Below are 26,723 nucleotides of genomic sequence, written 5' to 3' on the forward strand. Positions count from 1 at the left end.
TTGAAGATTTGAAGATTTGAAGATTTGAAGAAAGCTTAAAACAAAAAAAAGAAGATAAAGCTTAAGCCTGATCTTCTTTTTGACCGTACATCCAAGTCGCTGCGATATATACACAAAAGCCTGCAGCCATCACTAAACCTGTCAACATGTTCGATGTCCTATTGTTTGATGAATGCATTATGCGAAAGTTTTATGACAACTTTATGACAGAGTTGTCATATTTAAAATATTATTATTTTTCTAATATATTCAAAATCTTAAATAATAGATCATATTCACAAACCGAATTTAAACGTGAAATATTTCATTAAATTCAGGCTTTTTTGTCATATTTACCACCATTTATAACCCCATTTTCTCATCAATTTCGTTCAACTATTAAACTTTCGCCCAAAGCCTTCGCAAAACATCCACAACCTCGGCATTTTGTCTTATAATTTAGCCCGCTAGCTATCAGCCCGCTCAAGAGATATTTGTATGACCACTATTATCAAGCAAGATGATTTGATCACATCGGTCAAAGACGCGCTTCAGTTCATTTCTTACTATCACCCACAAGACTTCATCCAAGCGATGAGCCGTGCGTATGATCGTGAAGAGAACAAAGCTGCGAAGGATGCGATCGCACAAATCTTAATTAACTCGCGTATGTGCGCAGAGGGTCACCGCCCAATCTGTCAAGATACAGGTATCGTCAACGTATTCGTTGAAGTGGGCATGGATGTTAAATTTGATTTAACTATGAGCTTAGACGATGCAATCAATGAAGGCGTACGTCAAGGTTACTTAGAAAACTCCAACGTACTGCGTGCTTCTGTATTGGCTGACCCAGCTTTTGGTCGTAAAAATACCAAAGACAACACCCCTGCTGTGATCTACCACAAACTTGTTCCAGGCAACAAAGTGGATATTACCGTTGCGGCAAAAGGTGGCGGTTCAGAAAACAAATCTAAACTGGCTATGTTAAACCCATCAGACTCAATCGTGGATTGGGTACTAAAAACTGTTCCAACCATGGGTGCAGGCTGGTGTCCACCAGGTATGTTGGGTATTGGTATTGGTGGTACTGCTGAAAAAGCCATGATGCTTGCAAAAGAATCGCTCATGGAAGAAATCAACATGGATGAATTACTTCGTCGTGGCCCTGAAAATAAAATCGAAGAACTTCGTATGGAAATCTTCGAAAAAGTAAATGCGTTGGGTATTGGCGCGCAAGGCCTAGGCGGCTTAACCACAGTTTTAGACATTAAAATTAAAGATTACCCATGTCACGCTGCGGGCAAACCAGTGGGCATGATTCCAAACTGTGCAGCGACTCGTCACGCGCACTTCCAACTTGATGGTACAGGTGTTGCACACATTCAAGCACCTAAACTTGAAGACTATCCATCAGTTACTTGGGATTCATCAACCTCTAAGCGCGTTGACCTCGACACCATTACCCAAGAAGAAATGAATGCTTGGCAACCAGGCGACACCTTGCTTCTAAACGGTACAATTTATACCGGTCGTGATGCTGCACACAAACGCATGGTCGACATGCTAAACAATGGTGAAGAGCTTCCTGTCGACTTAAAAGGTAAATTCATTTACTACGTGGGCCCTGTAGATCCAGTCGGTGATGAAGTGGTTGGTCCTGCTGGCCCAACAACAGCAACACGTATGGACAAGTTCACACGCCAAGTACTTGAAGCAACTGGTATGTTCGGCATGATCGGTAAAGCGGACCGTGGTCCTGCAGCGGTTGAAGCAATCAAAGACAACAAAGCAACTTACTTGATGGCAGTGGGCGGCGCAGCTTACCTTGTGTCTAAAGCAATTCGTGAAGCTGAAGTGGTTGCTTTTGCTGACTTAGGTATGGAAGCGATTTACAAATTTGTAGTGAAAGACATGCCTGTATCGGTAGCAGTTGATGTAAACGGTACCTCTATTCACGCAACAGCACCAAAAATCTGGCAAGCCAAAATTGGTAAAATTCCAGTAGTCGATGCTGCAGCGGGCTAAAACTTAAGTTTTACTTTTTTGGATACCCTTAACATGCTAAGGTCATGTTAAGGGTATTTTTTTACCTACTTTTATAGACTTAATCAAAAGATATAGACCAACAATGAAAAAATTAAATCACATCCTTTGCGGTATTACCTTATGCGTCCTCAGCACAGCGTCTTTTGCAAAACCCGCGACCGAAGCATCGGTAGAAAAAGCGCTCAAACTGGGCGATATTAAAGGCACTTTAGCGCAATCACAGCAAGAAATGCGCCCCGTCTATGACCAACAAGCCGAAGAAATTATTAAAAATATTTTTAAAACCTCAACACTCAATGCTGAACAACAAAAAGCAGCCAAGCAAATCGCTGAAATCACGGCATCATTTAGCAGTAAATTGATTTCAGATCCAAAATTTATGCAAATGCTTAAAAATGTCTATATGCAGACCTTTACCGAAGAGGAAGTATTGGCCAACATTCAGTTCCTCGAAACGCCTTTAGGCCAGTCTATCAATAAAAAAAGCAGCAAAATGATGAGTGAAATCATGCGTAATAGCATCGCCATGTCTGCTGAAATGATGCAAGATCCAGCTATTCAGCTGGAAATGAATCGTCAAATTGAAAAGACCCTGACACCATTATTTGAACAAGCCAAAAAAGCACAATAGCTCACTTACCAGGTTAAAGGATTCCACAGCTTAAAGGGTTTCATCAGCTGAACATCTTCACTTGGGTCATATTTGGCAGGTTTAAGTTTTTGCGCTTTCTTTCGTAGCTCACCCGTGTGTTGATCTTCCGCTACAAAGTTGTAGCTATTGGACTTTAACTGGGTAAATGCAATTTCTTGAATCGCAATTTTTTCAGGTATGACCGCCAAAGGCCCCGAAGTATCACGGCGTGTGGACAAGTTCTCTTCATCATACTTGATGAAATAAGACTGCCCCGCTTCTACGCTAAAATCGATATATTTCGGCTTTTGAAAATGGTTAATGCCCAAAGGCCGACTACTCGATAAACGATAAGTCCCTGGGGGCAATTCGACCCAATAATAATGATTGTTAAGCAGGCTTGGAATGCGTTCTTTATTGATAAATAAACTCGACGCCACAATTTCTTGACGGTTCCATTTTGAGTCTGGACGATACAGATAAACCATCGCCGCTTGTTCATGCTGGGGTTGGACACGCTGAAAACGCTGTCCTAATTTTTGATTGACCCACCCACCTACGCTAAACACCCCAATGCGATACTGCTCAATCATGCCTGGGTCATGTTCAAAATCGACCTCATGGCTGAGAGTTGATGTTAATTCAGGTTGTTCAACTGTCGCTTTTCCATGACAACCCAATAAAATTAAACTGCTTAAAAGCGTAATCGTCATTGCACGCATGACTATTCCTCACGGCGTATTCTTATTTTGATACTGAATTTTTAGTTTTAATCTAGGCATCCCAACCTATTGATGCAGAGTAGCATTCCCTCTTTTTTTTGAATATAAAAAAACGTGTGAAAACACTCGATTTTCACACGTTTCAGATGAATAACAACTTAAGCGGACTTTGAATTAATCACTTTTAAATCAACTTTGGCTGCATCTTTCTGTTCGATTCTTGGTAAACGTTCTGGCTTAAATAATGGTGCAGCCGTGCCGTTAATCACGTCTTCATTCACCACAACTGTGCCAACATCGGTACGACTTGGTAAATCATACATGGTTTCAAGCAGCGTATTTTCCAAAATAGAACGTAAGCCACGTGCACCCGTATTACGGTCTAAGGCTTTTTTCGCCACAGCGCGCAGTGCTGAATCTTCAAAAACAAGATCAACATTTTCCATATCAAACAAATGTTGATATTGACGGGTCAATGCATTTTTCGGTTCAGTCAGAATTTGCATCAAGGCGTCTTCGTCTAACTCTTCCAAAGTCGCAATTACAGGCAAACGACCAATAAACTCTGGAATCAGACCAAATTTCACCAAATCTGTCGCTTCAACTTGACGGAACAAATCAGACAATTTCTTGCCTTCATCTTTCTTCTTCACTTCAGCCGTGAAGCCGATTCCACCTTTTTCTTGACGCTGTTGCACGATTTTCTCAAGACCCGAGAATGCCCCACCACAGATGAACAAGATATTTGAGGTATCAATTTGAATGAATTCTTGCTGCGGGTGCTTACGACCACCTTGAGGTGGGATAGAGGCAACCGTACCTTCGATCATTTTCAGTAAAGCTTGTTGTACACCTTCACCCGACACATCACGCGTGATCGATGGGTTTTCAGACTTACGGGTAATCTTGTCGATTTCGTCGATATAGATGATACCTTTTTGCGCTTTTTCTACATCGTAGTCTGCTTTTTGTAGAAGCTTTTGTACAATGTTTTCAACATCTTCACCGACATAACCGGCTTCGGTAAGTGTCGTTGCATCAGCCATAGCGAATGGAACATCGAGAAGACGTGCCATGGTTTGTGCAAGCAAGGTTTTACCCGAACCTGTTGGTCCTACTAATAAGATATTACTTTTCGCAATTTCAACAGCATCATCGTGTTTATGTCCACCATGTGTCGCTTTAAGGCGTTTATAGTGGTTATAGACAGCAACTGACAAGGTTTTCTTTGCCACATCTTGACCAATGACATATTGATCTAGTGCCGCACGAATTTCGTGAGGTTTAGGCAATGGTTTTGCAGCCCAGTCACCCGACTCAACTTGTTGACTGGTTTGCACCAAGTCTAAGCATACGTCCACACATTCATTACAGATGTACGCGTCCTCGCCTGCAATCAGTTTCCCAACTTCAGACTGCGTTTTACCGCAAAATGAACAATGCTTTTGTCCTTGAGGATGTTCGGACATATTCACTCCAATTCTAAACTTTTAAAACTTATGGACGTTTAGATAACACTTCGTCCACGAGACCATATTCTTTTGCAGCTTGCGCTGTCATAAAGTTATCACGGTCAGTATCACGTGCCACAGTTTCATAGTCTTGACCACTGTGCTCTGCCATTAAACGGTTTAAACGTTCTTTAATGAACAGAATTTCACGTGCATGAATTTCAATATCAGATGCCTGACCACGGAAACCACCTAACGGTTGGTGGATCATGACACGTGCATTTTCAAGGCAATAACGTTTACCTTTCGCACCTGCATTCAACAAGAATGCACCCATTGATGCTGCTTGACCCATACAATAGGTCACAACATCGGGTTTAATAAATTGCATGGTGTCGTAAATCGCCATACCCGCAGTCACTGAACCACCTGGTGAGTTAATGTAAAGGTGAATATCTTTATCTGGATTTTCCGCTTCTAAAAACAACATCTGAGCCACAATTAAATTGGCCATGTTGTCTTCAACTTCACCAGTCATAAAAATGACGCGTTCACGTAAAAGACGTGAATAAATGTCAAATGAACGTTCACCGCGAGATGACTGTTCTACAACCATTGGAACTAAGGCATTATCGATAGTTGGAATATACATACGTTTACTTATTCCTAAATTTTTTGTTACTCAACTCATAGTCACAATATGAGGGATAATTGCTGAAAATGCAAAATATTCTCAAGTAAATAACAGATATTTTTTGCATAAGCTTTATGAACGCAAGGCCTTTTAAAAAAACCAGATCATAATAAAAAAGGCGCTCAAAGCGCCTTTTTTACTTTAGCTAAACTTAGCCTTGTTGACGAGCTTGTTGCTCTTTCAATAAGTCTTCGTAGCTTACAACAGTATCTGTTACTTTAGCAGACGCTAAGATGTGATCAACCACTTGGTCTTCTAACACAACAGCTTCGATTTGCGAACGTTGTTGCTTGTCATTTTTGAAGTATTCGATCACTTCAGCTGGATCTTCATAAGAAGAAGCCATGTCTTCGATGTAAGCATCAACACGTGCTTGATCTACTTCAATTTTAGCATCAGCTAAAACTTTGCTTACCAATACGCCTAATTTTACAGATTTTTCAGCTTGTTCTTTGAACAATTCATCTGGAAGCATGCTTGAGTCAAATGCTTTCGCACCTTGAGCACCAAACTGCTGAGTGAACTGTTGGATCATTTGTTGACGTTGACGGTCAACTTCTTGAGCAACCATAGACGCAGGAAGTTCAACTTCGTTTGCAGCTACAAGTGCATCAAAAGCTGCACCTTTCACTTGATTACGCAAACCATTTTTCACTTCACGTTCCATGTTTTTACGAACGTCAGCTTTTAACTTCTCAATGCCTTCTTCTTCAGTTAGACCAAAGATTTTAAGGAATTCAGCATCAACTTCTGGAAGTTTTTGCTTTTCAACAAGCTTCACAGTGATTTTGAATTGAGCTGATTTACCAGCAAGGTTTTCAGCTTGGTAGTCTTCAGGGAAAGTTACATCGATAACTTTCTCTTCGCCTTTCTTCATACCAACGATGCCGTCTTCGAAGCCAGGGATCATACGACCTGAACCTAAAACAAGTTTAAAGTCTTCTGCAGAACCGCCTTCAAACTTTTCACCGTCTACTGAACCTTCAAAGTCAAAAGTTACTTGCATGTCTTTTTTAGCCATGCCTTTCGTTTCAGCCCAAGAAGCACGTTGCTTCTGAAGGTTTTCGATCATTTGATCAACATCTTTGTCGTTTACTTCAGATGCTTTACGTTCAACTTCTAAACCATCAAATTTCACGTTAACTTCTGGATAAACTTCAACAGTCGCTTCGTATACAAGCGCGTCGTCTTTTAATTCAGATTTTTCAATGTTTGGCATGCCAACAGCATTGATTTTTTCTTGTTGGATCGCTTCAAATACTGTGTCACGAATAATGTCGCTTACGACTTCTTGGTAGATACCCGCGCCATATTCACGACGAACAACATTTACTGGCACTTTACCTGGACGGAAGCCGTTGATCTTCACAGTTTTAGCAGTGCGTTTTAAGCGAGCTTCGAACTGCTCGTTAACACGGCTCGTCGGTACAGATACATTTAAACGACGGGTAACACCCGAAACCGCTTCAGAAGTTACTTGCATGGCTTCCTCAATCTTTTGGTAAGAACAATTTTAAAAAGTGCCACATTATATGACAACATTGAACGATATACAAAACACCCGATTGAAACCACATATTTTTTTCTTCATTTATCGTTTTTTATTTTGAATATTTTTAAATCGCTACTGATTAAGCGCAAAGTATTATATTTTTTATGGCTTTTTGTTGCAAATGATAAATATTAACATTAATATTTGCGTCAACTTTGATCGTTTTTTTCAATTTTTTTCTCGTCCATCATTGGAACTCTAGTTATGAGTAAGTTTAATCTACACCCTCTTTCATTAGCATTGCTTGGGGCAATCACCACTCCTGTTTTCGCAGAAACAGCAACTGAAGATTCATCTACCCATCAGCTTTCCACCATTGTGGTTTCAGCTGCAGGTTTTGAACAAGATATTAAAAATGCACCAGCTACAATGACGGTCATTACAGCAGAAGATTTAAAAAATAAACGTATTAATTCGATTGCCGATGCCTTAAGCGATATAGAAGGCGTTGATATTAGTCCCACAGCAGGAAAAACAGGTGGTCTGAATATTCGTATTCGTGGAATGGATTCAGAATATACACTCGTCCTAATTGATGGTCGCCGTCAAAACAGCACTGGTGACATTACTCCAAATGGATTTGGCGAATCAAACAACAGTTTTATCCCTCCAATATCTGCGATTGAACGTATTGAAGTCATACGCGGCCCTGCATCAACATTATATGGCTCTGACGCCATCGGTGGTGTAGTCAATATTATTACTAAAAAAGTTTCAAATGAATGGACTGGAGCAGTCACTTTAGAAGGAACATTACTCCCTAATAGTTCTGATTTCGGGAATCAACGCTCTGTAGATGCATATGTTACTGGCCCACTTATTCCAAACCTCCTTGGTATTCAATTAAGGGGCCGCAAAGCTGAACGAGATCAATCAAACGTAATTCGTAGCGATGATGAAGGTACTGAAACAGAACTAACTCAGGGACAAAACCCAACCAAGTCAGACTTAGAAAATATTGGTGTTCGCTTAACTTTAACACCAACGGATCAACATGATATTTCTGCGGAATATGAGCAGACAGATCAATGGTATGACAACTCTAAAGGACAATTAGGCACTTTAGGTGCAAACGGCGGTTATGATAAGTCCCAAGAATATAATCGTGAAAAAATGATTCTTTCGCATACATGGCGCAGTAATATCGGCACTCTTGAGTCTAGTCTTGCAAATACTCAAACAGAAACTGTAGGTCGCTTAATTCCGGCTCGCGCGCAAAATATGTCTCAGGCAATAACACCACGTTTGCTTGAAAGCGAAGATACTATTTTCGATACCAAGTTTACGACTAATTATATTAATGGTCATAACATTACTTTAGGTGGGCAATGGTGGGATGCAAGCATTCGTGATGGACTTCGTGTTCAAAAAGAAGTTTCTTTTGAGCAATTAGGACTATTCGCTGAAGATACATGGTCACTTAATGATAGTTTGGCATTAACCTTGGGTTTACGTTATGACAATCATGATACTTTTGGGGATTTTTGGACGCCGCGCGCTTATTTAGTCTGGAATGCAAATGAAAACTGGACATTTAAAGGTGGCTACTCTGAAGGCTACAAAGCGCCTCGATTAGAACGCCTAACCACAGGTATTTATAATGTTAGTGGTCAAGGCCGCACACCTGTTTTCGGTAATCCTGATTTAAAACCTGAAACCAGTAAAAATTTAGAACTAGGTACGTATTTTACGAATAACTCTAACTTTGACTTTAATATCACAGGTTTTTTTAGTGAAATTGAAGACAAAATTATGACGGGTAATGCTGAGTTACGTTGTAATACTGATACGAATAAACAGCAATGTGAAGACTATATGCTTTCCGTTGGAACGCCTTGGACAATGGACTATAACCGAGGTGCTCCAGATACGTGGAACGTTACGCGTCCAATCAATGCCGAAGAAGCTGAAGTTTATGGTATTGAAACTGGTCTAAATTGGGAGTTTGCAGAAAACTGGAAACTAGGCCTCAATTATACTTGGACCGAGACGGAAATTAAGGATAAACAACTTAATAACCCTGTTCTAAATGATACACCAAAGCATATGGCAAACGCCTCTTTGAAATGGCAAGCTGCCGATTTCGTCAATTTATGGGCACGTGGTGAATATCGTAGTGAACGTGCACGTTTTACGTCAAATTACGAGAATCTAACCGTAGCTAACCAAGCTGTTTATGATGCGTTAGGAGATTATAAGGCTTATACACTGTTCCATATTGGTTCAAACTTTATCGTTAATGATAACTGGGACGTTGGTGTGGCTTTATACAATGTCTTTGACAAAGACTTCAATGATTATGAAAAAATAGGGACAGGCTATTACAATCGTTATAGTAACACCCAAGAAGGACGACGCGTTCAGCTAAGTACGGCCTTTAAGTTCTAAGCTACATGCAAAACCCTGCGCCGGCAGGGTTTTCTTCATACATACCAAATATAGATCTAACATAATTTATACATACTCACTTGAGAAACACCTTCAAACTTAGCCTAAAAATAATGGATTCTAAATTCCAATAATATTATAAAAATATAATCTAATTTTCCAATCCAAATAAAAATCAAAAACTTATATCAAATTCATTACATTATTACATTTATTTTTTCTACACAAATATATCTAAGCATCGACAATTTCAATGTAATAGTTATGCTACAAAAAATAAGAATCATTATTATTCGCATACTAATTTACAACGCTAGAACTAGATTCGTTATGGCCTTCATCAAAACACGTAAAAAGCTGGTTTCTTCAGCAATCGCTTCAACACTCTCTGTGGTTGCAGTCAATGCTGTTGCGCAAGATCAAATCGCGCAATTAGAAACAATTCACACGGAAGCGGCAGCAGAACAAAGTTTGAAAGTAGACAAATCTGCAAACAGCAAGTTCGTTGCTCCCCTACTCGACACACCAAAGTCAGTATCTGTTATTTCTAAACAGTTGATTGAAGACACTCAAGTTACAACTTTAAGCGATGCTTTACGCACAGTACCTGGGATCACACTTGGTGCAGGTGAAGGTGGTAACCCAAATGGTGACCGTCCATTTATCCGTGGTTATAACTCTGAAAGTTCAATGTATGTAGACGGTGTACGTAACTCTACTTCTCAAAACCGTGAAATGTTTGCGATTGAGCAAGTTGAAATTACTAAAGGTTCTGCATCTGCTATGGGCGGTGCAGGTACAACTGGTGGTAGCATCAACATGATTTCTAAAGTTGCAAAAAAAGGTGACTTTTTAGAAGGTTCTGTGGGTGCAGGAACGGATGATTACCAACGTATTACTTTAGACGGTAACAAAGATTTTGGTAATGGTATTGCTGCTCGTGTTGCCGTAATGGGTCACCACAACGACAAAGCAGGTCAAGAAGATGGTACTGAATATGCACGTGCAGGTATTGCACCAAGTATTACTTTTGGTCTAGACAGCGACACGCGTGCAACTTTAAGCTACTACTACCTCAAAACTGATGATACCCCTGATTCAGGCATTCCATACAACAACCCATTTGGTGCTCCAAGAACTGGAGCAATTGATTACCGACCATTAAATGGCAATGGTAAGCCTATCGATGTTAAACAAGGTATGTATTACGGCTGGAAAGATCGCGATTTCCAAAAACAGGAAAATCAATCAGGAACGATCAAGCTTGAGCATGATCTTACTGATAATTTAACCCTTAGCAATACCGCTGTATACAACAAATCTAAAAATGACTATCTTTGGACGAATCCGGATGATTCACAAGGTAACTTTTACAATAAACCTGAATTCACTAATCAATTAGTAGGCAATGTTTGGGCGCGTGCAAACTCACGTGTAGCTGATACTGATACCTTTACAGACCAATTGGCTTTAACAGGTAAATTTAATACAGGTCGCTTAAAGCACAGCTTTAACCTAGGTGCTGAGTACTCAGACCAAGAAACAGACCGTACCCAATATATTATCAATGGCGAAAATACTACGGGAAGTGCCTACTCGGATTGTAGCAAGTCTGAAAATGTGAGCTCTGGTTGGTGCACCTCGGTTCAGAATCCTAATCGCGGACAATGGACAGGCAGCATCAGTACCGAAGGTGCTGACCAATACAACACTCAAACAAAATCTACTTCTATTTACTTACTAGACAACATTGAATTTAGCCCTCAGTGGATTTTAGATTTGGGCTTACGCTGGGATAAGTTTGATACTGAACAGACCATGACTTATGGAGCTCTTAACAGTGCTGTGATTGCTAATCCTGCTACAGCAAAAGCCGGCGATAAAGTAAAAACTGAAAGTGATACCGACTTTTTCACATATCAAGCAGGTATTACTTTTAAACCTGTTGAAAATGGGGCTATTTATGCAAGTTATGCCACTTCTGCAAACCCTGTTGGTATAGATGCTGGTGACGGTTCAGAAGGCATTGGAGCGGCTTATAGCAACCTAGATCCTGAAGAAAGTCGTACTTTTGAAATCGGTACAAAATGGGACTTGCTACAAGATCGCCTAAATTTAACAGCTGCTATTTTCCGTACTGAAAAACAAAATGCTCGTATTCAACTGTCTCCTACAACCTATAGCAATATCGGTGAAAGTAAAGTGGATGGTCTTGAACTTGGTTTAAACGGTAAGATTACTGATAAGTGGGATATTAGTGCTGGTTATACTTATTTAGACAGTAAAGCGACCAAAAATGGTGTAAGTTGCCGTGGTACAACATGTACAGACCAATCTATATTTAATGGCAACCAAATGCCTAACGTTCCTAAAAACAGTGCTACGCTATGGACAACTTACCAAATTGTGCCACAGTTAACTTTAGGTGCTGGCGCAATTGCGATGGACAAAGTTTATGGTGACTTAGCAAACACAAAATATGTACCAGGTTACGTTCGCTACGATGCTATGGCGCGTTACAACGTCAACAAAAATGTTGATCTACAGTTAAATGTCAACAACTTGGCTGATACACGCTACTTCACTAAAGCATATTCATCTCACTATGCAACTGAAGCTGAAGGTCGTAGCGCAGTACTGTCTCTAAACTTCAAATACTAAGTTTATAACTAAAATCTTTTTCATCCTGAGATTTGATAAAAATAGCCTCTCATTGAGGCTATTTTTATATATGCTTAAAGACTAAATAGATCTTTCATTTTCAGCAGGCCATGTTGTGATCCATCATATTCCCAACGTATTAAGCAAAGAACAGGTACAATACTTTCGTAGTGAAATGGCAAAAGTCGAGTGGGTTGATGGTAAAAAAACCACAGGATCACTCTCAAAACATGTAAAACAAAATCAACAGCTCCCCGAAGATCACCCTCTCACGCAACACTTAGGCCATATCATCTTAGAAGCACTTGGACAACATCCACTCTTTATGTCCGCTGCCCTACCTTTAGATATTTTGCCACCTTATTTTAACCGCTATGAACAGGGCGAAACTTTTGGCTTTCATGTGGACAATGCCATTCGCTGGGTAGCCGGAAGCAAAGATCGGATTCGTACCGATGTATCCTGCACTATTTTCCTAAGCGAACCTGAAGAATATGAGGGTGGTGATTTGGTGGTAGAAGACACCTATGGCTATCATGAAGTGAAACTACCTGCGGGTGATATGATTTTATATCCATCTACTAGCGTGCATGAGGTAACACCAGTGACCTCAGGCTGCCGTGTCGCTTCGTTCTTTTGGGTTCAAAGCATGATTCGAGATGATACTGACCGCCATATCTTATTTAATCTTGATCAAACTATTCAGAACCTACGTGTGCAACTCGGTGATCAACATCAAGAAGTGGTCAAGCTCACTAGTCTGTATCATAACCTGATGCGCAAATGGGCTGAACTGTAAAACAATAATCCCAGCTCAACGTTAACTACTGTAGCAACTGGACCGTTACATGACATCAAAAACTATTTTGCCACCCCTCACCCAAATTCCTGCCTCATTACAAACGATTGCAGACTATGAAATTGAGGCAGAAAAGCATCTGCCTGAGATGGTCTGGCACTATTTGCAAGGTGGTGCTATGGATGAAATCAGTGTTCGAAATAACCTCGCTCAGTTCCAAAACCTGCACTTGATACCACGCATGTTAAGAGATCTCACTCAAGGCAATACAAGCTGTGAAATCTTAGGACAAAGCTTTCCACATCCTATTTTTGTGGCACCGATTGGTCATCAACAGCAGTTTCATCCTGAAGCAGAAGCTGCAACTGCACTGGCAGCAGAAGTACTCGGCAGTAATATGATTTTGAGTACCTTTACCAATACCGATATGCGCACATTCAAACCAGAGAATCCCTTCAAATGGTTCCAACTGTATTGGCAAGGTGACCGCGATAAGTCTTTGGCTTTGCTTAAGCTCGCTGAGGCACAAAACTTCACAGCCATTGTGATCACTGTGGACTCACCACATACAGGCATCCGTGATCGTGAACGTCGTGCTTTCTTTCACCTCCCTGAAAACATGCAGCATCCGCACACTCCTGCCCATATTCCACTGCCTGAACTGCAAGAAGGCGATCATCCCGTGTTTAATGGGCTAATGAAAATTGCTCCGACGTGGGACGACATCGCATGGATGGTTCAACAGACTGATTTACCCATCCTGTTAAAAGGCATCGTCAGTCCACTCGATGCACAACTGGCCATTCAACATGGCATACAAGGCTTAATTGTGTCTAACCACGGCGGTCGTGTTTTAGATACCTGTATTCCGCCACTGAAAGCCTTACAACTCATCAAGAAAACTGTGCCAAATGACTTCCCTCTTTTATATGATGGCGGTATTCGTCGCGGCTCAGATGTGTTTAAGGCCATTGCCTTAGGGGCTTCCGCGGTCTTAGTTGGGCGACCATGTATTTATGGTCTTGCCACTGCGGGTGCCTTAGGCGTTGCCCATGTGCTTAAAATCATAAAAGAAGAATTTGAGATCACCATGGCGTTGATGGGCACTGCAACTCTGGCAGATATACAGCCAGATATGGTCATAGAGTTCTCATAATCTTTTCAAAAATGCGAATGAAATAAACCAAATTCGTAAAATGAAGAAAAAGATTAGGGTGTGTTGACACTTTTAGCTTAAAAAAATAGCGAAGTAGTAAAATCAAATCGCCAAACCCAATTTTACTATTCGCTATGCCTCTTACCATGCTGACAGATCAACACTGGCAAAAGTTGAAAGTTATTCTGCGTAATTTATCCATTCACCACAACTCAAATTTACGCAATTTTATTGAAGCTATTCTCTATAGAATTAGAACAGGCTGTCCGTGGCGAGATATTCCTTGTTGTTTTGGTCATTCAAACTCTATTTTCAAACGTTTTAATCGTTGGTCAAGCAGCGGTTAGTTACTTAGATTATTCAAATTATTAGCCTCATGCCCCGATATGGAGTGGATTTTTATTGATGGCTCTCATGTACGTGCTCATCAACATTCTGCCGGCATAGCGAATCAATCTATTTCTAAAAGTGTAGGAGGAAACTCCTCAAAAATACATTTGATTGTTGATGCACATGGCAATCCTATTGATTTCATGATTACCGATGGAACCACACATGATGTTAAAGTTGCACCTGATTTAATATCAACATTAGATTTAAAAGAGACAAAAGTGGTATGTGCAGATAAAGGCTATGATTCAGAACCACTGCGTGAACAGATCAGGAAAACAGGGACTAAAGCGAATATACCAAAGAAAACAAATAGCCAATCTAACAATGACCATATGGACTGGTATTTATATAAAATCAGGCATTTAGTTGAAAATATGTTTTGTAGATTAAAGCAATTTAGAGGAATAGCTACTCGATATGACAAGCTCAAAAGAAATTATCAAAGTTCTGTTGCTTTAGCCTGTATATTTTTATGGCTACCTTTATAGGGTTAATTATGAACAGTAAATGTCAACAGACCCTAAACTCATCTCAAAAATACACGGAAATATTTCCCCTATATATCAAATTAAAGGGAAATATTTTTTCAGATACGACTAAAAGCCATAAAAAAAGAAAAATCTTTTCGACCGAACTGGATTAAACTCTTAAATATAACGTTACAAGGTTACTCACGGTAAATCTAAGTCGTATCAAATATTTACGTTTACAAACACCCTGAAGACTCCCTTGTAAATAGAGACCATAGACACAATCTATATTCAGTAGTAGGTTGCTTTTTATTACCCACTCAAATGCAACCCGTACTATGTAAGGAGTTACCTCATGATGTTGGCTGATCCAAGTAAAAAATATCGTCGCATGTATCAACGTGTTGACTTGCCAGACCGTCAATGGCCAAACAACGAAATTACAAAAGCGCCTATTTGGATGAGTACTGACCTGCGTGATGGTAACCAAGCAATTTTTGAACCGATGGACATGGAACAAAAATTTAAAATGTTCCAAATGTTGGTGAAAATTGGATTCAAGAATATTGAAATCGGTTTCCCTTCAGCATCTCAAATTGACTTTGACTTTACCCGTAAATTAATCGAAGAAAATCACATTCCAGATGATGTGTATATCGAAGTTTTAGTTCAAGCACGTGATCATTTGATCCAGCGTACTTTTGAGTCTTTAGCGGGCGCAAAACGTGCCATCGTACATATTTATAATTCAAATGCTCCAACTTTCCGCCAAAAAGTCTTAAATGTCGATGTTGCAGGTGCGAAGCAATTAGCAGTCAATGCAGCCAGCAAAGTTAAAGAATATGCAGCGCAATATCCGGAAACGGAATGGGTGTTCCAGTACAGCCCAGAGTGTTTCTCTGCAACCGAATTAGAAGTTGCAAAAGACGTGTGTGATGCAGTTACCGAAATTTGGGAAGCATCACCAAGCAATAAAGTGATTTTAAACCTACCTGCTACGGTTGAAGTTTCGACACCGAATGTTTATGCAGACCAAGTCGAATGGATGCACCGCAACATTGCTCGTCGTGATGGCGTGATTATTTCTGTGCACTGTCACAACGACCGTGGCTGTGGGATTGCTGCATCAGAATTGGCGATTATGGCCGGTGCAGATCGTGTCGAAGGTTGTGTGTTTGGTAATGGCGAACGTACAGGTAACGTCGACGTCGCTGCAATTGCTTTGAATATGTACTCTCAAGGTGTTGCGCCAAACTTAGATTTTTCAAATATCAATGAAATCATTGCAACGGTAGAAGAATGTACAGGTTTGCCTGTTCACCCTCGTCACCCATATGCAGGTGATTTGGTCTTCACCGCATTTTCTGGTTCACATCAAGATGCCATTAAGAAAGGTTTCGAGTTCCAAAAGAACGAAGAAATTTGGGATATGCCATACTTGCCAATCGACCCGAAAGACTTGGGCCGCGACTATGATGCTGTAATTCGCGTCAACTCACAGTCAGGTAAAGGCGGTATTGCTTACTTGTTAGAAGCAAATTACAACGTGGTATTGCCACGTCGTATCCAAATTGAATTCTCTCAAACCGTACAAAAACGTACCGATGAAGAAGGCACTGAAATTACCGCACAAGAAATTTGGAAATTATTCAAAGAAACTTATGTGGACACCAAAGATACGCATTACTCGACTAAGAACTACCGTTTGTATGACAACAACGGCAAACAAGTGGTTGAGCTTGAAATTGAAGTAAATGGTGAAACGCAGCAATTACGTGGCGAAGGCAATGGTCCAATCTCTGCAATGTTGGATGCTTTACAGTTACCAATCGACGTGTTGAGCTACGAAGAGCGCGGTATTAGCTCTGGGGCAAATGCAAAAGCCTTGGCTTTGGTTGAATTACAAGTCAAAGGTACAGGTAAATCAGCCTTCGGTGCGGGTATTCACGACAACATTGTGACCTCATCGATTGAAGCTATTATTGCGTGTACCAACCGCTTAATTGATCAAGGTGTGTTAAGCACAGATCAAGTGATTGCTGCTGCGGTATAAGTATTAGCAATAATAATTAGCACTAAAATGACTTTAGAAGGATACCCTCAAGTGGTATCCTTTTGTTTATTAACCCCAAAGATTTAAGGCGTATTATTCCTGTGTCTTTTCCTGCTGACTCCGTGGGTATCGTTAGTCCACAAAAGTTTACTTTTGAAGAGCCCTTAGAGCTCGAATGCGGTCGTATTCTCCCTCGTTATGAACTGATGGTTGAAACCTATGGTGAACTCAATGCAGATAAATCCAATGCGATTTTAATTTGCCATGCGCTATCGGGTCATCATCATGCTGCGGGTTACCATCATGCTGACGATAAAAAACCAGGTTGGTGGGATGCCTGTATTGGCCCAGGTAAAGCGATTGATACTTCAAAGTTTTTCGTGGTTGCACTGAACAATATTGGGGGCTGTAACGGTTCAACAGGGCCAACTTCGCCAAACCCTGAAAATGATAACCGTCCTTATGGTCCTGACTTTCCTTTAGTCACCGTCCGTGACTGGGTTAAAACCCAAGCTATTTTATCCGATCATCTGGGTATTCAAGTCTGGAGTGCGGTGATTGGTGGTTCGCTGGGTGGTATGCAAGCCTTGCAATGGTCGGTTGATTATCCTGATCGTTTGCAAAAATGCGTGATTATTGCCAGTGCGCCGAAACTGTCTGCTCAGAATATTGCCTTTAACGAAGTCGCACGACAGTCAATTTTGTCTGATCCAGACTTCCATGATGGTCGCTATCTTGAAAATGATAGCTATCCAAAACGTGGCCTAATTTTGGCACGTATGGTCGGTCATATTACCTATCTATCTGAAGAAGCCATGAAACAAAAGTTTGGCCGCGACTTAAAGTCAGGCAAATTTATGTATGGTTTCGATGTCGAATTCCAAGTCGAAAGCTATTTGCGCTATCAAGGTGAGCAATTTAGCCGTAACTTTGACGCCAACACTTATCTGATTATGACCAAAGCTTTGGATTATTTTGATCCTTCGCGTGAGTATGAACAGTCTTTAGTTAAAGCCATGTCACAGACCAAATGTCAGTTCCTTGTGGTGTCCTTTACCACCGACTGGCGTTTTACCCCGCAACGTTCACAAGAAATTGTGGATGCGTTGATCACCAACCACAAACCAGTGAGCTATTTAGATATCGACGCTGAACAAGGCCATGACTCGTTCCTGTTCCCGATTCCTTTGTATGTAAAAGCATTACGTGCATTTTTGGGTGGTTCTGAACACCTTCAAGCAACCCAGGAGGCTGTGTAATGCGTATTGATCATCAACTGGCAGAAAAATGGATCAAACCTGATTCTAGCGTACTCGATTTAGGTTGTGGTGACGGTGAATTACTGGCTCATATGAGCAAAAAGCACAATATTCGCGCATATGGACTGGAAATTGATCAAGAAAAGATTGCAATTGCAGTCGGTCGCGGGTTAAATATTATCCAACAAGACTTAAACTTGGGTTTAAGCCGCTTTGCAGACCAGTCTTTTGACTATGTCGTTATGGCACAAGCCTTGCAAGCGGTAGATGCACCAGATGTTTTATTACGTGATATGGTGCGCGTAGGGAAACAGGCGATCATTACTTTTCCTAACTTTGCCCATTGGAAGACCCGTTCTTTCTTGGCACTGAAAGGAATGATGCCCGTTTCTGAAGTTTTGCCGTACATGTGGTATAACACACCCAATATCCACTTATGTACTTTCCGTGATTTTGAAGCACTTTGTGCGGAAAATAACATCAGAATTATTAATCGACTCGCTGTAAATGGGGATCAACAAGATAGTTTACTCAGTAAACGTCTCCCGAATTTGTTTGGTGAAGTCGCAATTTATCGAGTGAGCGCTCTATGAAAAAACTATTCTTAAGCACGACACTACTGGTTGGACTTTTGAGCATTCAAGCTCATGCAGATTATGTTTCCCCAACCACGTCTGTTGCGAGTCAAGCTGCACAGTATTCTGTTATGGATATCAATAGCTTAATTAAAGCGGCAAAAGCAGGTCAGCCTGCTGCGCAGTTCTATCTTGCAACCAAGTATCAACAAGGTAAAGATATCTCTGCAGATGAACGACAGGCCTTTGCTTGGTACAAAGCCGCTGCAGATCAAGGTCTTTCGGCTGCTCAGCTAAATGTTGGTCGTATGCTTGCAGATGGCCTAGGCACCAAAAAAGATGAATCTTTAGCACGTCAATACTTTGAAAAAGCAGCCAGCCGTGGTGATAACCGCGCAAGCTTTAACTTGGCGATGATGGAAGAGCAAAAGAAAAACTACATGGGTGCTTATCAATGGTATGAGCTTTCAACCCGTGATGGCATGCTCGACAATAAAGTGATTACGCTTTCTGAAGGCAAGAAAACAGCCTTAGCGGCAAACTTAACACAAGATCAAATTCGTCAAGCACGTGACCGTGCAGACAAGTGGATTCAAGCTCAATAAGCTTTTATTTCCATACTCAGCACCTTCGGGTGCTTTTTTATTGCCTATCCATGAGTCGGACTTGTTAAAATAACCGCATAATTTTTAAAGCACGGATCTTTCACATGGCATCAACTGATTGGTTATCTCAAGGTACCTTAGTCCTCGCAAGCAATAACAAAGGCAAAATTGCGGAATTTGAAAAATTATTTGCAGAGCTGAACTTACCTGTTGAAGTGATTGCTCAAGGTAAATTGAATATTGAAGATGCCATTGAAGATGGTTTGAGCTTTGTCGAAAATGCGATTATTAAAGCACGCCATGCTTCTAAAATTTCAGGAAAACCAGCCATTGCAGATGACTCTGGGATTTGTGTCCCAGTTTTAGATGGTGCTCCAGGGATTTACTCTGCGCGTTATGCAGGTGAACACGGCGATGATGCGGCCAATAACCAAAAGCTCTTAGCTGAACTCAAGCCACTGCGTAAAGACGCTCAAGCGATTGAAGGCATGTTTGTATGCGTTTTAGTGTTAGTGCAACATGCTGATGATCCTCTTCCACAAATTTTCCAAGGCATTTGGAAAGGTGAAGTACTGGAGGCTGCACGTGGTGAAAATGGTTTTGGTTATGACCCGCTGTTCTGGTTACCCGAGTTAGGGCTTTCAAGTGCAGAAATGAGCAAAGAAGAAAAAAATAAAATCAGCCATCGTGGTCAGGCTATGCAACTGTTTAAAGCCAGTTTAGAACAATAAAAACTAAGCTGTGTAATGTTGCCCCTTCTCCCCTTGGGGAGGAAGGTGGCGAAAAATTTTCTATATTCTCCTCTATCGCCCTTGCGCAGCAGTACTATGCATTTCTAGCTAAAGTGAGTGCTTAGATCACAGCAAATACATGCAGCAATAAACCATAAATACTCACCACGGCACAGCTGATGATCGTACCTGAAGCAATGTATTTTGCCGACGTGCCTGTACCCTGATAATGCGTTTCCAAAGCCACAATATTGGCTGCTGGCGGTAAACAGAACAATAAGAACATGACCCCAATATATTGTTCAATATTAGGAATAGCGAAGTAACGATAACTCAGCCCACACAGCACCACGCCGCATGCCAATTTTAATAAAGCTGTCTGACTACTTTGCCACAGGTCCGCTTTCTCAACTTTGGTGTGCCTCAACCACATACCCAATACACACATGCCAGAGAAGCTCATACAAAATTTGGCTGCACTATAAATCACATCAATCAGATCATGCTGTGACCAATGTTGCACGCCAACGAAACGAAAAATAAGGGCTAAAATCAAAGCAATCATGGGTGGAGCACAGAGCACTTTTTTAAAAATAAACGAAAAAGCTAACGGTGTTTGGCTCACAGCTGTCACTGCCCAGAGATTGCCAAAAATAGAGCCACCGATATATAAAGCCACCATTGCTGGACTAATTTCTGTGCTAAACAACGCAATTGCAAAAGGAAAGCCTAACCATGCCATATTGACATAACTAAAACACAGGGCGCTTAATTTATTCTTTGAAAAATATAGGAAAAAGTAAAATAAGAGCACTGCCACGACAAAACTGAATAACATCAGACTAAAGCTACCAGCCTGATAAAACACCATGTTGTAGACAATAACAATCGGAATAAAGCAACGTGCTAAAAGACTTGAAAAGCCTGTTTTCAACCGTGTTGCCAATGGGGTGGATGCAAGGAATAAACCACTAAGAAAGGCCAACAGAGGGAGCAGCAACGTCACTTCAATATCCTTGAAATTTCACCGAATCATCATAACACTGCTTTTTCTCAAAATCTGTGCGAAGCGATCGTTTTGTCTTGAAATTGAAACATCATCGTCACCGCAATGTCACACAAGCCTGTTGATATAGGGAAAACGAAAAATGATGAGGATCTACCCATGGCGGGACTATCAATTTGGCATGTACTAATTTTTGCAATTGTGGTTATTCTTCTTTTTGGTACAGCCAAACTTAAGAACTTAGGTAAAGATGTCGGTGGTGCGGTGAAAGACTTTAAAAAGTCGATCCGTGATGAGGAAGCTGAAGCAGCTCAACTCAATGAGCCACGAACGATTGATGCTCATGTCAAAAGCACCGAAAGTTCTATTAAAAGCTAAGCGAGCACTGCCATGCTAAATGTAGGTATGACGGAACTCTTATGCTTTGCTATCGTTGCATTATTAGTTCTAGGTCCTGAGAAACTACCTGAAGCAGCACGCTTTGCAGCCAAATGGTATGGCAAAGCCAAACGTTTTATGAATAACGTTCAAACTGAGGTAGATCGTGAGCTAAAGCTTTCTGAGTTTCGTCAGGAAATTCAAAAAGAAATTGAGCGTATGACCGAAATAGAACAACGCTTACAAAAACAACTCGATCATCTCAGTAAATCAGCTCCAACAACAAAGACTGAAAATACGGCTGCATATGAATATCAGTGGCTCACACCCTCTCCATTAACACCATTTTCAATCAACCATCTTAAACAACATGGTACACCTTTGTTTACTGCAGCAAATATACCTATTCAGCCCCAATTGAAGATAGCCGTATGAATCAAGTGTCAACAAGGCCAGACTCAAACACAGGCCAAGATGAAGAATTAGAACAAATGCCTGTCATGCAGCACTTAATTACACTGCGCAAGTATTTATTTAAAATCGTCGGCATTACCCTGTTGCTGTTCTTTTGTTTATTGCCTTTTCGAAATACGACTTATCAACTGTTATCTGAGCCACTACGCCAACAACTGCCAGTCAACTCAACCATGATTGCGACAGATGTCACAGCAACATTTATGGCACCGTTTAAATTAAATCTATTTGTTGCTCTAGTGTTAGCAATGCCAGTCATCATTTACTTAATATGGTCTTTTGTGCGACCTGCACTATATGAGAAAGAGCGCTTCTTGGCGGTTCCACTGCTTGTGGGTAGTATCGCACTGTTTTATATCGGGATCGCGTTTGCCTACTTCATTACGCTTCCAGCAATTTTACATTTTTTTATCAGTGTCTCGCCTGAAAGCGTCGCTCCAATGACGGATATCAATAGTTATCTCAGTTTTTGTTTGAAACTCTTTTTGGTTTTTGGACTCACTTTTGAAATCCCAATTATTACTTTAGTGCTAATTTTAATTGGTGTCGTTAGCACACAGAGTCTCGCTGAAAAGCGTCGTTTCATTGTCGTGGGATGCTTTTTCATTGCGATGTTTGTCACTCCACCTGATGCACTTTCGATGATTATGCTTGCGGTACCCATGTGGCTGTTATTTGAAATTGGTTTATTTTTCGGAAAATTATTAGAGAAAAGAAAAACAACAAGCCACTAAAACTTGAGAATTACAAACTTCCATCTTATTTCCTCCAACACTGTCTGGAGGATTTTTTATTTCATGTTGTATCTATTGCCCTATCAAATACTGTCTTCAAATTGACCCTAAACTGTAAATAAAACGTCACTTCTGCTTCATACAATCTAGCTCGACTTACTTACAATTATTGATATGGACTTACTATGACAGCCACAACAAATCAGCCAAGTCGTCGTGATCTTCTAAAATGGTTTGCGGGAATCCCTTTTTTACCGCTTGGGGCAATGACTACTGCAGCAGCATTGAGCGGTTGTAATGATAGTGACAATGACACAGCGGTAACACCACCTGTGACAAAACCTGCAAATCTAAAAGCTGCAACATTTACAGCGATGGCAGCGCCTATTGCAATTGCAGACCGTGCTAAAACATCAGTCAGTTCGAAACTCAAAATCGACTGGGATGACTCAACCAGTTCAGAGTATCAACTTGGCTATAAAAGCTTTTTTGAAACAGGCAATACTGTGCCTAAATGGGGCGGTGGTGAAATTATTGCTGGGGGATATTTTAACGCCAACGGCGACCCAATTATGGATACATCTGTTCCAGCGTCGCCACGCCAATTCTTTTCAGACTGCCCAGATGGCTCCTCGCTTATTCATTTAGACGGTGCTCAAGTCGAAGGTGTGAATAACCCAGTATTCCATGTGGTGCAATTTGAATATGCCTCACAAAACCTAGCAGGCGCGAGCGAGTATGGCAACTTACCCTCCCCAATTGCAATTTTGACATTAGACCAGAACCAAACAACAGGTCATTTAGAGCTTAAAAAATACTTTAATGTCGATACCTCTGCAGTTCATGGTTTATGGATTACTTGTGGTGCAAGCATGTCACCGTGGAACACACATTTATCTAGTGAAGAATATGAACCTGATGCATTTGAACAAGGCATTGGTGGACCAAGTCCAAAAGGAATCAGCAAAAACTTCTTTGGTGATGAGGCCGCAGCTAAACCATATAACTATGGTCATTTACCTGAAGTGATCGTAAATAAAGACGGCAGTGGTAGTATTGTTAAACACTTCTGTATGGGCCGTATTTCGCATGAACTGGTACATGTCATGCCCGATAACCGTACCGTAATTATGGGTGATGACTACACCAACGGTGGCTTCTTTATGTTCATTGCCGATGTCGCAAAAGATTTGTCAGCAGGTAAACTTTATGTCGCTAAATATGTATCTGAACTGACAGAGAGCAGTACAGGACAAATTAAATGGATTGAGCTAGGTCATGCAACTAGTCAAGAAATTGAAAAAATGGTTAATGTTGACAATATCCAACCTAGCGACATCATGGAAAGTTTAACAACTAATCCAAATGACGCATCATATACCAAAATTATTTTAGCCAAGAAGAAGCTTTGGGTAAAAGTAAAACCAGGTATGGAAAAAGCAGCAGCCTTCCTTGAAACCCACCGCTACGCAGCACTCAAAGGTGGCAGCATGGCCTTCACGAAGATGGAAGGGACCACCATCAACATTAAAGACAAAGTTGCGTATTCTGCTTTAGCAAATATTCAAAATTCAATGATCAAAGACAATGCAGCTTGGGTTGCCGCACACAATGTTTCATTCACGAAGAAAATCACTGCGGGTGGCGTACTGGCACATGATTTAACAGCAGGACAGAACACAACCGATGGGCAGCCTATCAACAGTGAATGGATTCCGTATCAATCGAAAATGCTATTGATGGGTGAGGACATCACAGTGGATAGCTTAGGTAACACAGCAAATCCAGATAAAATTGCAAGCCCTGACAATTTGAAGTTCTCTGAAACACTACGCACCTTATTCATTGGTGAAGACAGTGGTAACCATCCAAATAACTTCTTATGGGCTTATAACGTGGATACCAAAGCAGATCCTGTACGTTTACTCTCAACCCCTGCAGGAGCAGAATCGACTGGTTTACATGCAGTAGACTCAGTAAATGGTTGGACTTATATCATGAGTAACTTCCAACATGCGGGTGACATGAAGAGCTTATCTGAGGACTTAAAAGCAGCAACTTTAGCCAATTACAACAATGGCTATAGTGCAAGTGTCGGTTATTTAACAGCAGACTTGATGCCATCAGTAGAAAAGAAAAAGACTGAAACCAAAGCTTCTTAAGTCATTCCAAAAAAAATGCCGACTTATGTCGGCATTTTTTATGATTTAAAGAGTACAGCCTGTTCCGTGATTTTTCCTTTGAACTCACCCTGCTGCTGCTTTTCCAGCCAAGACCATTGTTCATGGGTCATGCGCAGGAAGTTAGAACAGCGTGTCCCATAAATAGGGTTTTGAATAAAGGTCGAAGACAGTAATTCTTCCATATCCTGACTGATTCCAGTTTGTGGCAACAGGTCTGAAATAATCTTGCGTTCATCCTCCAAAATATCCCAAGCCGTTGTCTCTAACTCGCTTTTTAAGATGTTAGATTGTTGCAACATCGGTAGGAACTCTTGGGTAAAGCGCTTGCGTAAATGTTTGGTTTTTTCCCAATGTTCCGTCATCAAACCATTTGACACCACATACACGCTTTTCGGAAGAACCTGTGGTGCTTCACCGCGATTGCTCATATAGACCGCCTGATGCCGATCCCCCATAAAAAGATTAAAGCCCGCATAGTCACATTGTTTTTTCTCTAAGTCTTGAGCAAAACGAATCGGGGTTTGTTCAGACTCTAAAAAGGATTGAATCAAATGTCCACGAGACGTTGGATAGCTAGTTTGATCCTTTCCATCGCGAAAGTTGGTTAAAACGGCCCAACGTCCTGTTGGCGTTATACCCATCCATGTGCCGCCAGACTGCAAATCTTGCCCTGCAATAATCGGGCTATTTTCCCACTGCTTTAAATGGCTTGAAGGGCGCTGATAGAACTCATCTCGATTTGAAATCAAACACAATGGCATCTCATCCAAGACCTGCCATGCTATTGCCACAATACACATAAACGATACTCATCATCTTTACACATTGAATGTACAACATTTTTCATCTCTTTCAGCTAAAATCTGTTCAAAACATAATGACTAGGAATATGCATGCTGACCTATCCAAATATTGACCCCGTCGCAATAGCACTTGGCCCTTTACAAGTTCATTGGTACGGCCTGATGTATTTATTGGCCTTTTTGTTTGCTTGGGGACTTGCAAGCTACCGCGCGAAAGAACGTGGTTGGACACCAGATATGATCTCCGATTTGATCTTTTATGGCGCTCTAGGTGTGGTTATTGGTGGTCGTGTCGGTTACGTCTTCTTTTATGGCTTTGAGCAATTCCTTGCCAACCCAATCTGGTTGTTCCAAGTCTGGACAGGCGGTATGAGTTTCCACGGCGGCTTCTTGGGTGTAATGCTTGCCATGCTGTTCTGGTGTAAGAAATACAAAATGACTTGGTTCCAAACCCTCGACTTTATTGCGCCATGTGTCCCTACAGGGCTCATGTTTGGCCGTATTGGTAACTTCATTGGCGGAGAGCTTTACGGTCGCCCAGTTGCAGATCCAAACTTTGCACTGGGTATGATTTTCCCAACGGATCCGCTACAGCTAATTCGCCATCCGTCTCAGCTCTATCAGGCCTTTTTTGAAGGGTTATTGTTATTCATCGTACTGTGGTGGTTCAGTTCAAAGCCACGGCCTCGTATGGCGGTTTCAGCATTATTCTTGATCGGTTATGGTATGGCCCGCTTCATCGTAGAATTCTTCCGTGAGCCTGACAATGGGCAACTATTCATCGCATGGATGAGTAAAGGTCAATTCCTCAGTCTGCCAATGATTTTGGTTGGTACGTGGATGATGTGGTATGCCTATCAAAAGAAAATCTATGATTGGGGTCCACAAAAGAATAATGGCTAATCCGATGAGCGGATAAAATATTGGGGGCTTCATTGCCCCCTTTTTTAGGGCCAAATTATGCTAAAGTGACATATGTT

Annotated in this window: 22 protein-coding genes and 1 pseudogene; 17 read left to right on the forward strand and 6 right to left on the reverse strand. The window is 41.1% G+C overall.

Annotated features, from left to right (window positions below):
- The first annotated feature begins 477 nt into the window (after nucleotides 1–477).
- The gene (locus tag F986_RS04060; RefSeq protein WP_004692421.1) at nucleotides 478–2,004 is read left to right on the forward strand and encodes a fumarate hydratase; all 1,527 of its coding nucleotides are present in this window, start codon (nucleotides 478–480) and stop codon (nucleotides 2,002–2,004) included.
- Nucleotides 2,005–2,107: 103 nt separating this feature from the next.
- Nucleotides 2,108–2,656, forward strand: coding sequence for a DUF2059 domain-containing protein (locus F986_RS04065; RefSeq protein ID WP_004692422.1), 549 nt, complete (start codon nucleotides 2,108–2,110; stop codon nucleotides 2,654–2,656).
- A 5-nt stretch (nucleotides 2,657–2,661) separates the two neighbouring features.
- Here the strand turns inward: F986_RS04065 and F986_RS04070 are convergent, their stop codons facing one another.
- The 4 genes from F986_RS04070 to tig form a co-directional block, all read right to left on the reverse strand.
- Nucleotides 2,662–3,378, reverse strand: a complete 717-nt coding sequence (locus tag F986_RS04070; RefSeq protein ID WP_004692424.1) for a DUF2846 domain-containing protein — start codon at nucleotides 3,376–3,378, stop codon at nucleotides 2,662–2,664.
- A gap of 158 nt (nucleotides 3,379–3,536) precedes the next feature.
- Nucleotides 3,537–4,847 (reverse strand): ATP-dependent protease ATP-binding subunit ClpX, encoded by a 1,311-nt coding sequence (gene clpX / locus F986_RS04075; RefSeq protein ID WP_004692425.1) that lies wholly within the window; start codon nucleotides 4,845–4,847, stop codon nucleotides 3,537–3,539.
- 28 nt (nucleotides 4,848–4,875) lie between these two features.
- The gene (gene clpP / locus F986_RS04080; protein WP_004692427.1) at nucleotides 4,876–5,481 is read right to left on the reverse strand and encodes an ATP-dependent Clp endopeptidase proteolytic subunit ClpP; all 606 of its coding nucleotides are present in this window, start codon (nucleotides 5,479–5,481) and stop codon (nucleotides 4,876–4,878) included.
- Nucleotides 5,482–5,674: 193 nt separating this feature from the next.
- On the reverse strand, nucleotides 5,675–7,006 hold the full coding sequence (gene tig, locus F986_RS04085; RefSeq protein ID WP_004692429.1) for a trigger factor: 1,332 nt from the start codon (nucleotides 7,004–7,006) through the stop codon (nucleotides 5,675–5,677).
- A gap of 273 nt (nucleotides 7,007–7,279) precedes the next feature.
- On the opposite strand from tig, the gene F986_RS04090 reads away from it, so the two are divergent.
- From F986_RS04090 to rdgB, 10 genes and pseudogenes are all read left to right on the forward strand, one after another.
- Entirely contained in the window at nucleotides 7,280–9,463 is a 2,184-nt protein-coding gene (locus F986_RS04090; protein WP_004692430.1) for a TonB-dependent receptor domain-containing protein, read from the forward strand.
- A gap of 330 nt (nucleotides 9,464–9,793) precedes the next feature.
- Complete coding sequence (locus tag F986_RS04095; protein WP_004692431.1) at nucleotides 9,794–12,124, forward strand: TonB-dependent receptor; 2,331 nt, start codon at nucleotides 9,794–9,796, stop codon at nucleotides 12,122–12,124.
- Nucleotides 12,125–12,239: 115 nt separating this feature from the next.
- Nucleotides 12,240–12,923 (forward strand): Fe2+-dependent dioxygenase, encoded by a 684-nt coding sequence (locus tag F986_RS04100; RefSeq protein ID WP_004692433.1) that lies wholly within the window; start codon nucleotides 12,240–12,242, stop codon nucleotides 12,921–12,923.
- Between the two features lie 49 nt (nucleotides 12,924–12,972).
- On the forward strand, nucleotides 12,973–14,079 hold the full coding sequence (locus F986_RS04105; RefSeq protein ID WP_004692434.1) for an alpha-hydroxy acid oxidase: 1,107 nt from the start codon (nucleotides 12,973–12,975) through the stop codon (nucleotides 14,077–14,079).
- A 134-nt stretch (nucleotides 14,080–14,213) separates the two neighbouring features.
- Nucleotides 14,214–14,979: pseudogene (locus F986_RS04110) on the forward strand (IS5-like element ISAba31 family transposase).
- Between the two features lie 318 nt (nucleotides 14,980–15,297).
- Nucleotides 15,298–16,995: a 2-isopropylmalate synthase gene (gene leuA, locus F986_RS04115; protein WP_004692435.1), complete on the forward strand. Its 1,698-nt coding sequence runs from the start codon at nucleotides 15,298–15,300 to the stop codon at nucleotides 16,993–16,995.
- Between the two features lie 101 nt (nucleotides 16,996–17,096).
- The gene (metX, locus tag F986_RS04120; RefSeq protein WP_004692437.1) at nucleotides 17,097–18,254 is read left to right on the forward strand and encodes a homoserine O-succinyltransferase MetX; all 1,158 of its coding nucleotides are present in this window, start codon (nucleotides 17,097–17,099) and stop codon (nucleotides 18,252–18,254) included.
- The gene (metW, locus tag F986_RS04125; RefSeq protein WP_004692438.1) at nucleotides 18,254–18,847 is read left to right on the forward strand and encodes a methionine biosynthesis protein MetW; all 594 of its coding nucleotides are present in this window, start codon (nucleotides 18,254–18,256) and stop codon (nucleotides 18,845–18,847) included. Before metX ends, metW begins: the two co-directional genes overlap by 1 nt.
- Entirely contained in the window at nucleotides 18,844–19,434 is a 591-nt protein-coding gene (locus F986_RS04130; protein ID WP_004692440.1) for a tetratricopeptide repeat protein, read from the forward strand. The genes metW and F986_RS04130 overlap by 4 nt, the downstream gene beginning before the upstream one ends.
- Before the next feature lie 104 nt (nucleotides 19,435–19,538).
- Complete coding sequence (gene rdgB / locus F986_RS04135) at nucleotides 19,539–20,165, forward strand: RdgB/HAM1 family non-canonical purine NTP pyrophosphatase (protein ID WP_004692441.1); 627 nt, start codon at nucleotides 19,539–19,541, stop codon at nucleotides 20,163–20,165.
- 121 nt (nucleotides 20,166–20,286) lie between these two features.
- On the opposite strand, the gene F986_RS04140 is transcribed toward rdgB, so the two are convergent.
- Nucleotides 20,287–21,171, reverse strand: coding sequence for an AEC family transporter (locus F986_RS04140; protein ID WP_004692443.1), 885 nt, complete (start codon nucleotides 21,169–21,171; stop codon nucleotides 20,287–20,289).
- A 159-nt stretch (nucleotides 21,172–21,330) separates the two neighbouring features.
- Between F986_RS04140 and tatA the strand changes: the two genes are divergently transcribed.
- The 4 genes from tatA (at nucleotide 21,331) to F986_RS04160 (ending at nucleotide 24,919) form a co-directional block, all read left to right on the forward strand.
- Entirely contained in the window at nucleotides 21,331–21,549 is a 219-nt protein-coding gene (gene tatA / locus F986_RS04145) for a Sec-independent protein translocase subunit TatA (RefSeq protein ID WP_004692445.1), read from the forward strand.
- A gap of 12 nt (nucleotides 21,550–21,561) precedes the next feature.
- Nucleotides 21,562–21,984, forward strand: a complete 423-nt coding sequence (gene tatB / locus F986_RS04150; protein WP_004692447.1) for a Sec-independent protein translocase protein TatB — start codon at nucleotides 21,562–21,564, stop codon at nucleotides 21,982–21,984.
- Complete coding sequence (gene tatC / locus F986_RS04155) at nucleotides 21,981–22,757, forward strand: twin-arginine translocase subunit TatC (RefSeq protein ID WP_004692449.1); 777 nt, start codon at nucleotides 21,981–21,983, stop codon at nucleotides 22,755–22,757. The genes tatB and tatC overlap by 4 nt, the downstream gene beginning before the upstream one ends.
- Before the next feature lie 185 nt (nucleotides 22,758–22,942).
- Nucleotides 22,943–24,919, forward strand: a complete 1,977-nt coding sequence (locus F986_RS04160; protein ID WP_004692450.1) for a PhoX family protein — start codon at nucleotides 22,943–22,945, stop codon at nucleotides 24,917–24,919.
- Between the two features lie 38 nt (nucleotides 24,920–24,957).
- Here F986_RS04160 and F986_RS04165 read toward each other — a convergent pair whose 3' ends face one another.
- Entirely contained in the window at nucleotides 24,958–25,740 is a 783-nt protein-coding gene (locus F986_RS04165) for an NRDE family protein (protein WP_004692452.1), read from the reverse strand.
- A 93-nt stretch (nucleotides 25,741–25,833) separates the two neighbouring features.
- On the opposite strand from F986_RS04165, the gene lgt reads away from it, so the two are divergent.
- Nucleotides 25,834–26,646, forward strand: a complete 813-nt coding sequence (gene lgt / locus F986_RS04170) for a prolipoprotein diacylglyceryl transferase (RefSeq protein WP_004692458.1) — start codon at nucleotides 25,834–25,836, stop codon at nucleotides 26,644–26,646.
- Nucleotides 26,647–26,723: the final 77 nt, after the last annotated feature.

Source organism: Acinetobacter johnsonii CIP 64.6 (assembly GCF_000368045.1).
GTDB classification, from domain to species: Bacteria; Pseudomonadota; Gammaproteobacteria; order Pseudomonadales; family Moraxellaceae; genus Acinetobacter; species Acinetobacter johnsonii.